The following is a 9,936-nucleotide window of genomic DNA, read 5'->3' as shown; positions in this document are numbered from 1 at the left end:
GAATGGGATCTCGAGCTGGCGGAATTCCTGTTGAGTCGTAGTTCATCCAATGAGTGAACGCCGAGCCACGTGGGTGTTCCGATCCGGCCGGCGCGAACGGCTCGAAGCCCCCGACCGCGCTCCCACAGAATTTTTTTATGGCCTGCCCGAGTTGCGCGAACGCGGCTGGAATACTGGTTTACTGGAAGATGCTGATTTAGAAATGGCTCCGCCTCTCAAGCCGGGCCCAACGCTGGTCAACAAATTTGCCCGGTTCTGCGGTCACCTGCCCATCGGTATGGCAATGGGATTGGCAAAAAAAAGCGTCCAAAAACGGTTGCCCACCCAGGGCCTACTGATCGCTACCACAAATAATTTGGGTCTGGCCTTGGGGCTGGGGCGTGCGCGCGGGTGGGTGCGTTGTCCCGTGGTGCTGTTGGCGATGGGGCTGCTGCCATTGTCACCCAGTAGATGGCAGCTTCGCAGAATCGGACAAGTGTTGGAGCACATTCACGTGGTCACCATTTCGAAATCAGAACAAGCGCATTTGGCGAAGCTTTTCCCTGAGCGGACAATTGATTACATCCCTTTTGGGGTGGACACCCAATTTTGGAAACCTGCTCCGGATGGTGCGGTTGCCGAAAAATTTGTTTTAGCAATCGGTAACGACGCCAATCGCGATTGGAAAACTCTGGTGGAGGCATGGGATGAAACGATGCCAGCATTGAAGATCGTCACCAATCTTCCCGTGCCCATCGCAGTACCCAATGTAGAAGTGATCCGCGGAGATTGGCGAAAGCAAACTTTGTCGGATCAGGAAATCTTGAAACTCTACCAGCAGGCACTGTGCGTAGTGATTCCGCTTCGCAATACCATCCAGCCCGCCGGCCAAAGTGTTTGCTTGCAAGCCATGGCGTGTGGACGACCGGTAATTATGAGTGACATTGCCGGATTATGGGATCGTGATTTGCTGCGGGATAACCGGCACTGGAAGCTCGTGTCACCGAGTGAGCCGGAGGCACTCAAACGGGCAGTTAAAGAATTGGCGGCGAACTCGGATGAGGCCACTCAATTGGGCGCATTGGCGAGAGAACAGGTGCGATCTCACTTGAACACTCAATCCATGGCCGATGCGTGTGAGCGTATTTTTGAGCCGGAGAGTTTGATCCAACCGGCATGAAGGTCGCCATTGGGTATCACCTTCAGGAAGGGCCATGGGGGGGCGGCAACCAGTTTGCTCAGGCGCTGGCGGTTGCGCTTGAGATCGACGGTCATCAGGTTTGCTTTGGGTTGAACGCGCGGGATGTTGATTTGATCCTGCTGACGGAAGTGCGCGGGCGCAGTCCTTCGGCCTCGTTTCATGCAGGGACAGTGCTGCGGTATTTGCAGTTTTGCAATCCGCGCGCGGTGGTGGTGCATCGCATTAACGAATGCGATGAGCGCAAAGGAACCGGCCAAATGAATCGCCTTTTGAGGCGCGCGAATTATGTTGCCGATCATACGGTTTTCGTCGCTTCGTGGTTGCGTGATTTAAATGTTTGGCGAACGGGCCGCCCTTCGTCTGTGATTTTGAGTGGGGCGGACACTGCTCTGTTCAAGCCGTTGGAGCATCATTTGTGGCAACCTGATACCCCTATGAAAATTGTCACCCATCATTGGGGCGGGAACCGGTTGAAGGGCGCGGATGTTTACGAGAAAATGGATGCTCTATTGGAGGCGAAGGAATGGCGTGAGCGTGTTCAGTTTACCTATGTCGGAAACTTGCCGCCGCAGTGTGTTCTTTCGAATACCCGCTGCTTGCCACCGATGTCCGGTCAAGCGCTGGCGGATGAGCTCGCTTCGCATCACGTTTATCTCACGGGCTCGATTAACGAACCGTCCGGTATGCATCATGTTGAAGGGGCTCTTTGCGGGTTGCCAATAATTTATCGGAGCAGTGGTGCGCTGCCCGAATACTGTGATGGATTTGGAGTTGAATTCTCCGGTCCCGAGGATCTGCCTTCCGCGCTGAAGCGGATGATGGCGGAGTATGATCGGTGGCGGGCTGCATTAGAAGGATACCCCCATACTGCGGAGCGTATGTGCCGGGAGTACATCGGGTTGTTTGAGCAACTGGTTTCGGAACGCGACGAAATCGTGGCCCGTCGCCGCTTGTGGCGTGAGCCGTGGACGGTGTTGCGAAATCAGATTCCTATTTAATGCGTATTGATTTCATTGAGGCTCTAGATTCTGCCACGGAGGAAACGGCATTCGTCGAGGCGTATTGGACGAAGGTTTGGGAACAGGAAGGCGGCCCTCGGGGGAGAATTGATAAGGTAGCGCGGCAGGATGAGTATGGGGTGATGCGCAGTTATTTGGATGCGCTTCCGAAGGGCCGGTTGTTGGATGCGGGGTGTGGGTTGGGGGACTGGGTTTTGTTTTTGGATCGTGAAGGGTTTGAGGTGACGGGCTTGGATATTAGCCGTAAAACTGTGGAGCAGTTATCTGAGCGTTTTCCGGACAACGATTTTCAGGTGGGCGATATTCGTGATACCGGAATGGAGGAAAATACGTTTGACGTCTGTTTTTCGTGGGGAGTGTTTGAGCATTTCGAAGATGGGCCGGGCAATTGCCTGCGGGAAGCGTTTCGCATTTTGAAGCCGGGCGGCTTGTTGTTTGCGTCGGTGCCGTTTGATAATTTGCGGATGAGCACGAAGGGTACTTTTGCTAAACCTGCTGATTCTAAATTGAAAGAGCGGTTCTATCAGTATCGTTTCACTCGCGCCGAATGGGCACGCGAGTTAGGGAAAGTGGGCTTTGAGGTGGAGGCATTGAAACCGATCCACAAACGGCAGGGCGTGTTGCGCTGTTTGCATCACGAGTTTTTTTTGCCGTATGAATGGCTGCTCACGCGCGGGCTAAGCGCGGTAATGGCCCCATTCATCCCCGCCTCGTGGATTGCTCATATGCTGCTGGGCGTGGCTCGAAAACCGGCTGGCAACGCGTGATGCGAAGTGCGTTGAGATCCATCAAAATGGGTGTTCAATCGATGCCGTTTCGTGTGGCAGGGGTGATGGGTAATCGCGGGAACGGCCCGCCGGTGCAGTTTGTGGTGGAGAATGCGGACTGGGCGATTCGTTGGGTGGGCGAAGGGATTCGTGATGGTTTATCCGAAGAGGTGCGCGGCAAAATGGCCACCACGCTTGCTCCGCAACGGTTGATTCATCGCGTGGCACATTTTGGCTCTCAATATATGTGGGTGGATTGGGCCCCACATTTGTCGCGCACAAATCAGCCGGTGGCTTCTTTTTTTCACGGTAAACCGGAGGACGGGCTGGCAGTGGAAAAGCACATCGATCGCTTTTTGAAAACGGAACCTCAACTGCGCCGTATCGTTGCTTCGGCGGGTATCGTTCGCCAGCGGTTGATGGATTGGGGCGTGGCTTCAGATAAAATCGTGCATATCCCTATCGGCACAGATATGGCGATGTTCACACCGCCAATGGCCGAGGACCGCGCGGCCGCCCGTGCGCGATTTGGCTTTTCCAACGAAGCAATCGTGGTCGGATCTTTTCAAAAAGACGGGGTCGGCTGGGGCGATGGCTTGGAACCTAAACCCATCAAGGGGCCGGATGTATTTTTGGATGCAGTGGAACAACTGGCCAAGGAGTTGCCGGTGGAGGTTTTGCTTTCCGGCCCCGCACGCGGGTTTGTGAAAGCCGGATTGCGGGCGCGTGGCATTCCGTTTCAGCACCATTATCCTCCCGCACGCGCCGGCTTGCTGGAATTGTATCACGCGCTGGATTTGTATTTGATGACCTCCCGCGAGGAGGGCGGGCCGATGGCCCTGATGGAAAGTATGGCGGCTCGGGTGCCGGTGGTTTCTACGGCGGTGGGGATGGCACCGGATTTGATTGTGGATGGGGTGACCGGCGGCCTAGCGGCTTCGGAGGATGTTGATGGGCTGGTGGATCGTGCAAAAACGATTCTTGCTTTGGATGAAGTCGCCCGCGGGCAATTGACTGCCAAGGCGCACGAGGTGGTATTGCCTTGCGATTGGAAAGTCGTTGCGCGGCGGCATTGGGAGGAGGTTTATCAACCGCTGTTGGATGAAGCAGTCTGATGCATTATTGGCTAAGCGGATGGCGCGACGAATTTATGGTGGCCTGTGCGGCGCGCGCGTGTGGGCGAATGGCTTGGCCTCGGGTTCGCGCAAAATTGCAGTGCATTACGGCGGCGCGCGCGCGGATGGCGCAGGCGGGCCGCGGGTGAAGGTGCGCCGGTTGCGCGAACATTTCCCCGAGGCGGGTTGGCGCTTCAACTTGATTTACTCGCTGAGCAGCGCGCCGCATCTTTCTGGCGCTGCCTTGGCGCGGTTGCGGCGGCGCGGCACGCCGATTGTTCATAATCAAAACGGCACGTTTTATCCCGCATGGTTTGGCGGCGACTGGCGTGCAGAAAATCGGCGGATGGCGCGCGCCTTTCACGCGGCCAATCACGTTTTTTTCCAGAGTGAATATTGTCGGCGCGCTGCGCACAAACATTTAGGTGTACGCGATGGGGCCGGAGAAGTGTTGCACAACGCGGTGGACACAAGCCGATTTGCGCCGACCGAATCTCCTCCCACTGGTGGGCCGGTCCGATTTCTGGTCACCGGCCGTTTCGGGCATCATCATCGGTATCGGCTGGAGGTGGCGGTGGCAGGATTACGCGCCGCGCGGGATGCGGGGCTCGATGCGCACCTTACGGTTGCCGGTCAATTTGATTCCAAAACACTTTTGGAAATCCGGCAACAAATCGATGCATTGGATTTGCAAAAATTCGTGAAAATCTCTGGCCCCTATTCGCAGGTGGAGGCACCGGACGTGAATCGCTCGGCGGATGTATTTCTGCTCACCACCCATCAGGACGCATGCCCGAACGCTGTGCTGGAAGCGATGGCGTGCGGATTGCCGGTTTTGTTTTCCGCAAACGGCGGGGTGCCTGAACTCGTGGGCACGGAGGCTGGCGTGGGATTGGAGTCTCCCGAAGATTGGGACACGCCGCACCCGCCCACGGCGGAAGCGATGGGCGAAGGAATGTTGAAAATTGCTGAACAGCGCAAAACAATGGGCCAAGCCGCGCGCGCCCGGGCGGTGGAACGGTTCGACATTCAGCCGTGGATTCAACGCCACCGCGAAGTGTTTGAGCAATTATTGAAATGAATGCTTCCCGCAAAAACTGTTTGCTGGCAGTGGCCAATGCGTTGTCGTGGCCTTGGCGGTTGTTGCCGGCACGTTGGCGTGAAGGGATTCTCACGGGATTGTTCATTTTGGATTCGCGCGGGGAACCGCGGGGCGGTTTGGCGCAAATGCTGCGGCTTCAAGATCGCCTGGATTGGGTGACCAACGAACGCGCCGTGGCATTTGGCGAGGGCGTGCATCCGAAGCACCGCCTCACGCGCTATCACGATTTTTTTGTGGAACACATTCCCGAAGGCGCGCGCGTGTTGGACATCGGCTGTGGCGTGGGTGCGGTGGCCCGCAGCATCGCCACGCGCGTGAAGGGCTGCGAAGTGGTGGGGGTGGATCGCGATGAGGGCCGGCTTGCCGAAGCCCGTGCAGTGGATAATCCGGATAATTTGTCCTTCGTGAAAACCGACGTGTGCGATTCGCTGCCCGATGGCCCGTGGCAAGCGGTGGTGTTGTCCAACGTGCTGGAACACATTGAGGATCGCGTAAATTTCCTAAAGGCTATTTTGGAAAACGCCCAACCCAAACGCGTACTCATTCGCGTGCCGCACTTTGAGCGCGATTGGAAAATGCCGATGCGCAAGGAATTGGGTCTCAAATTTTTTTCCGATGCGGAACATTTTATTGAGCATCGGCTTGACGAACTGAATGCTGAACTGGCCGCCGCGGGTTTGCGGCCAACGGTGACGCATACGTTATGGGGCGAAATTTGGATGTGTTGCGAGCGCATCGAAAGCGATCGCCAATGAGCGCGCCGCTCGTCAGCATCATTCTTCCCTGTTACAACGCTCACGCGCATCTCGCCCAAGCCCTCGACAGCGCGCGCGCGCAAACGCATCCCAACCTTGAAATCCTCATCGTCAACGATGGCTCCACTGAATCGGAGACGTTAGAGTTTCTCAATGGCCTCGGCGAAGACATCCGTGTCGTGCATCAGGAAAACGGAGGCTTGCCCGCCGCGCGCAACCGAGGTTTTCGTGAGGCGCGTGCCGAATTTATCCTTCCGCTCGACTGCGACGACTGGCTTGAACCCAACGCCGTAGCCCTACTTCTCGAGGCACAACAAGCCGCCCCTTGTTCGGCATTTGCCTTCCCCCAAATGATTCTCGAGGGCGAAGCTGAAGGCTTGCTCAAAAAAAACTACAATCACTTTGAGCAACTTTTCCTTAATCAATTGCCGTACTGTTTGCTCTTGCCCAAAATCGCGTGGACGGAAGCGGGCGGTTACGACGAATCGATGCGGCAAGGCTATGAAGATTGGGAATTCAACATCCGTCTTGGGCTCGGGGGTTGGCGTGGGGTTACGGCGGCGCAACCGCTCTTCCATTATCGCGTGGCGCAGGGCGGGATGTTACTCAGCCTTTCCGGCAAACGCCATTGCACGTTATGGAGTGGCATCCGCAAAAAACACACGGCGGCATTTCGGCTGGGAGCACTCTGGCGCGCGTGGCGGGAATGGCGGCGGCAACCATCCACTTACCCGCTCGGGTTATTTTTTGGATGGCTTTTTGTGGCAAAAATTTTGCCCGACGCGTGGGCTTCGGCAATGTTTAATCGAATGCGGCGGCATTCCCACAGCCAACGCATCACGCGCGCCAAACGCGGGGCGCGCAAAAGAGATTCCTAAAATGTGCGGCATACTCGGTCATTGGAACATTTCGAAAGTTGAGGAGCCGCATTGGGCAGCGGCGATGAACCGGCTGGAACACCGCGGGCCGGACGAGGCTGGGGAGTTTGCCGTGAGCGGGGTGCGGTTGGGTATTCGGCGATTGTCGATTATTGATCTTACTGAGGGCGTGCAGCCGGTGCGGGATGAATCGGGTGCGGTGGTGGCGGTGATGAATGGGGAGATTTATAATCACGTGGAACTGGCCGAGGGGTTGCGGGCGCGGGGGCATTCGTTGCGGTCGCGCACGGATGCGGAGGTGTTGCCGCATTTGTACGAGGAATACGGTGACGGGTTTGTGGAGCACTTGCGCGGGATGTTCGCGATTGCTTTGTGGGACGGACGAAAGCAGCGATTGGTTTTGGCGCGGGATCGGTTTGGGAAAAAGCCGTTGTATTTTCGGCAGACGGGTGGCGATTCGTTGGCGTTTGCTTCGGAGTTAAAGGCGCTGAGGGCGTTGTTGCCTAATGCAAAATGGGCGGTGCGGGAACAGGGGGTCTATGATTTTTTGTCGCTTGGGTGTGTGCCGCAACCGGAAACGGTTTTCGAAAATGTGCAGCAAGTGCCGCCCGCCACGGTGTTGACGTTCGAGGGCGGCGAAATAAAAACACGAAAATTTTGGGGCCATCAAAAACCCAGCGCATCGGGAACTGTGCGCGAGCACATTCGGGAATCGGTGCGGTTGCGGTTGCGGAGTGATGTGCCGGTTGGCGTGTTTTTGTCGGGCGGCGTGGATTCGACGATCGTGGCGATTGAGGCGGCGAAGGAAGTAGGTGAGTCGCTGCGAACCTTCACCGTGAAAATGGACGACCCCGCGCTGGATGAATCGGCAGTGGCGGCGGACACGGCGCGCGCGTTGGGCGTTCAGCACGAGGTGTTGCCGCTGGAGATTGCGCCGCGCGAGGATTTGCTTTCGGTGGTGCGGCATTATGATCAGCCCTTTGCCGATTCGAGCGCGCTGCCGAGTTGGGCAGTGGCGCGGGCGGCGGCGCGCCACGTGAAGGTGGTGCTCAACGGCGATGGTGGCGATGAATTGTTTGCGGGCTATCGGCGGCATCTTGCGGCGTTTCAATTGGGGCGCGTGGGTTTTGTTCCGCGTTTTTTGTGGAAGGCCTTGGCGGCGCTTCCCGCTGGCGGACGGCGTTCGCGCTTTGGATTTTTGCGACGCTTCGCGCGCGGGGCTGGCTCAACTGCAGGGCGGCGATATTTGGAGTGGTCGAACGATTTGCTTTTGGAAACGGATAAGCAACGCCATTGGCAAGGCGGCGCGATGCGGGCCACGGAGAATTGGGTGGAGGGCCAAATGGAAGCGGGTCGTTCACCGTTACGTCAGCAAATGCATTTGGATCAGCGCATCAATTTGCTCAGCGATTTGCTGGTGAAAATGGATATGGCGACAATGGCACATTCGCTGGAGGCGCGGTCGCCGTTTTTGGATCACGAGTTGGCAGAGTTTGCGGCGGGCATTTCGGACAACGAGCTGTTGGGTGGCGGACAAACCAAATCTTTTTTGCGCCAAGCGTACGCGAACGAATTGCCGCCCGCTGTGTTGAACGCTCCCAAGCGCGGGTTCGAGGCGCCAGTGGCGCGTTGGCTGGCGGAGGATTGGCGGGAGTTGCTGCATGATTCGCTTGCGTCAGGCGCGCGCGCGGAGCAGTTTGTGAGTCGCCGGTTTTTGCAGGACTTACTTGCCGACCGCCTGGCGGGTGATCGAAACTTGCCGATGTTGAAGTACACGTTGCTGGTGTTGGAGTTGTGGTTGAGGGAACAGGAAAACTAAGTCCGCGCATTTTATTTGTGTCGGCAGCAGATTGGGCCTTTCGGGCCCATCGCTTTTCTTTGGCTAAATGGCTGGTGGCACAGGGCGCGACGGTGGGCGTGATTTGTCCGCCCGGCGAGGCAGTGGCGGAATTGGAAGCGGCGGGATTACAAGTGTTTCCAATGATGCTATCGCGCGATAAAATTTCCCCAACGGAAACCTTGGCCGCTGCAAAGGCTGTGCGCGAAACGGCTTCAACATTTGGCGCGGATGTGTTGCATTGCGTTTCGTTGCGGTGCGTATTGCTGGGTTGGTTGGCGATGCGCGGGGTGCGGCAGCGTCCGTTGATGTTGAATCACGTGATTGGGATGGGCAGTTTGTATTCAGAGGAAGCGCACTCAATGAAATTGAGATTGCTGCGTGGCGGGGTGGATTGGGGTTTGCGTCGTGCGTTTTGCGCGCCGGGTGCGATAACGGTTTTTCAAAATCACGATGACCTTAATTGGTGGCACGCTCACGCGGGGCTTTCAGAAAACCAACTCGCGTGTTTGCCCGGCAGTATTGATACCCACCTCGCGGAAGCCTCACCCGAACCCGATGGCCCGCCTTGGCGTATGATTTTTGTGGGTCGTTTGTTAAAGGACAAAGGCGTGGCGGAATTTGCGGAAGCGCACGCGACATTGCGCGGGCGCGGAGTGGCGGTGGAGCTGGCGTTGTGCGGTGATGTGGATGTAGGGAATCCGAAAAGTTTCACGCGCAACGAGGCGGAGGCATTTGGCAAAGCCGAAGGCTGCGAATGGCTTGGCCGACGGGATGATGTGCTCGAACAAATTGCGGTGAGCCATTTGCTGGTGCTGCCGACGTATCGCGAGGGCTTGCCGCGGGTGTTGCTGGAGGCGGGCTTGATGCGACGGGCGGTGGTGGCCACGGATGTGCCCGGCTGCCGCGAAGTGGTGGTGGACGGCGAATCGGGATTGCTCTGTGCGCCACGTGATTCAAAGGCGTTGGCAGAAGCGATACAAACGATAATTGAGGATGACGATTTGCGCGAGCGTTTGGCCGAAGGGTTGCACCAACGCGTGAATGAACAATTTGCCGACGCGGTGGTGAATCCCGGTTGGTGGAAACTTTATACGGAGGGCCGGCCGTGACGTGGGCAATTTATTTTCTGGGCGCGGCGATTTTGGGCTGGGCGTTGTGCCATCCGGTGAGTGCGTTGTTGCGGCGTTGGAAGTGTTGGGATCGGCCGAATTATCGGTCGAGCCATACGGAGCCCACGCTTCGGGGCGGCGGCCTGGCGGCGGTGGTGTTAGTGGCGGGCG

9 protein-coding genes are annotated in these 9,936 nt (G+C 57.3%); all 9 read left to right on the top strand.

Annotated elements, in window-relative coordinates; all coding sequences use genetic code 11:
• Positions 1-49 precede the first annotated feature (49 nt).
• The 9 genes from H8E27_00150 to H8E27_00110 are packed head-to-tail and all read left to right on the top strand — an operon-like array spanning position 50 to position 9,765.
• The gene (locus H8E27_00150; protein MBC8324031.1) at positions 50-1,159 is read left to right on the top strand and encodes a glycosyltransferase family 4 protein; all 1,110 of its coding nucleotides are present in this window, start codon (positions 50-52) and stop codon (positions 1,157-1,159) included.
• Complete coding sequence (locus H8E27_00145) at positions 1,156-2,178, top strand: hypothetical protein (GenBank protein MBC8324030.1); 1,023 nt, start codon at positions 1,156-1,158, stop codon at positions 2,176-2,178. Before H8E27_00150 ends, H8E27_00145 begins: the two co-directional genes overlap by 4 nt.
• Positions 2,178-2,966, top strand: coding sequence for a methyltransferase domain-containing protein (locus tag H8E27_00140; protein MBC8324029.1), 789 nt, complete (start codon positions 2,178-2,180; stop codon positions 2,964-2,966). Before H8E27_00145 ends, H8E27_00140 begins: the two co-directional genes overlap by 1 nt.
• 26 nt (positions 2,967-2,992) lie before the next feature.
• Positions 2,993-4,081 (top strand): glycosyltransferase family 4 protein, encoded by a 1,089-nt coding sequence (locus H8E27_00135; GenBank protein ID MBC8324028.1) that lies wholly within the window; start codon positions 2,993-2,995, stop codon positions 4,079-4,081.
• Positions 4,068-5,162 carry a glycosyltransferase family 4 protein gene (locus H8E27_00130; protein MBC8324027.1) on the top strand — a complete coding sequence of 365 codons (1,095 nt, stop codon included), beginning with the start codon at positions 4,068-4,070 and terminating at the stop codon, positions 5,160-5,162. Before H8E27_00135 ends, H8E27_00130 begins: the two co-directional genes overlap by 14 nt.
• Entirely contained in the window at positions 5,159-5,938 is a 780-nt protein-coding gene (locus tag H8E27_00125) for a methyltransferase domain-containing protein (GenBank protein ID MBC8324026.1), read from the top strand. Before H8E27_00130 ends, H8E27_00125 begins: the two co-directional genes overlap by 4 nt.
• Positions 5,935-6,816, top strand: coding sequence for a glycosyltransferase family 2 protein (locus tag H8E27_00120; GenBank protein MBC8324025.1), 882 nt, complete (start codon positions 5,935-5,937; stop codon positions 6,814-6,816). Before H8E27_00125 ends, H8E27_00120 begins: the two co-directional genes overlap by 4 nt.
• Position 6,817: 1 nt before the next feature.
• Positions 6,818-8,635 carry an asparagine synthase (glutamine-hydrolyzing) gene (asnB, locus tag H8E27_00115; GenBank protein ID MBC8324024.1) on the top strand — a complete coding sequence of 606 codons (1,818 nt, stop codon included), beginning with the start codon at positions 6,818-6,820 and terminating at the stop codon, positions 8,633-8,635.
• A gap of 59 nt (positions 8,636-8,694) precedes the next feature.
• Positions 8,695-9,765, top strand: a complete 1,071-nt coding sequence (locus H8E27_00110; GenBank protein MBC8324023.1) for a glycosyltransferase — start codon at positions 8,695-8,697, stop codon at positions 9,763-9,765.
• Positions 9,766-9,936: the final 171 nt, after the last annotated feature.

This window comes from Limisphaerales bacterium (genome assembly GCA_014382585.1).
GTDB lineage: Bacteria > Verrucomicrobiota > Verrucomicrobiia > Limisphaerales > UBA1100 > JACNJL01.
Note: the sequence above shows the minus strand (reverse complement) of the source record. Positions and strands in the feature narration are given on the sequence as shown.

Coding starts and splice junctions, on each gene's coding strand:
- H8E27_00125 (MBC8324026.1), top strand. CDS start 5,159: ATGAATGCTTCCCGCAAAAACTGTTTGCTGGCAGTGGCCAATGCGTTG.
- H8E27_00135 (MBC8324028.1), top strand. CDS start 2,993: ATGGGTGTTCAATCGATGCCGTTTCGTGTGGCAGGGGTGATGGGTAAT.
- H8E27_00150 (MBC8324031.1), top strand. CDS start 50: ATGAGTGAACGCCGAGCCACGTGGGTGTTCCGATCCGGCCGGCGCGAA.
- H8E27_00140 (MBC8324029.1), top strand. CDS start 2,178: ATGCGTATTGATTTCATTGAGGCTCTAGATTCTGCCACGGAGGAAACG.
- H8E27_00120 (MBC8324025.1), top strand. CDS start 5,935: ATGAGCGCGCCGCTCGTCAGCATCATTCTTCCCTGTTACAACGCTCAC.
- asnB (MBC8324024.1), top strand. CDS start 6,818: ATGTGCGGCATACTCGGTCATTGGAACATTTCGAAAGTTGAGGAGCCG.
- H8E27_00145 (MBC8324030.1), top strand. CDS start 1,156: ATGAAGGTCGCCATTGGGTATCACCTTCAGGAAGGGCCATGGGGGGGC.
- H8E27_00130 (MBC8324027.1), top strand. CDS start 4,068: ATGAAGCAGTCTGATGCATTATTGGCTAAGCGGATGGCGCGACGAATT.